Origin of the sequence: Gilvimarinus gilvus (assembly GCF_030518155.1) — a bacterium.
Taxonomy (GTDB): domain Bacteria; phylum Pseudomonadota; class Gammaproteobacteria; order Pseudomonadales; family Cellvibrionaceae; genus Gilvimarinus; species Gilvimarinus gilvus.
The window spans coordinates 1-238 of sequence record NZ_JAULRU010000056.1 but is presented as its reverse complement, the minus strand read 5'-3'; the positions used below and the strand labels follow the sequence as shown (position 1 = coordinate 238).

General features: G+C 59.2%; 1 protein-coding gene. It reads left to right on the top strand.

Annotated features, from left to right (window positions below):
• Window positions 1–209, top strand: a 209-nt coding sequence (locus QWI17_RS00260; RefSeq protein ID WP_302720500.1) for a hypothetical protein, incomplete at its 5' end; no start/stop codon positions are given.
• Window positions 210–238 lie beyond the last annotated feature (29 nt).

The window sequence follows — 238 nt, the reverse complement described above, 5'->3', positions numbered from 1 at the left end:
GGTCTCTGCGCGAGTCAAAACGTTCACTCGGCAAGGCGCGCTTCGCAGGCAATGGCCATAGTCCTTGGCAAGAGGTGCAACACAGCGGATGGACTTTTTGGCCGTGCCCTTCGGGGCTTGCAGAGCTTTCCGATCTCTGTGTTGGCTCCCCTCACCGGGCCATCGGCACGCCATCGGATCGCCGCCTTGACCTCGAAAAGCTCTTGTAAGCCAGAGGCCACTGAGGACTTAATCAGAG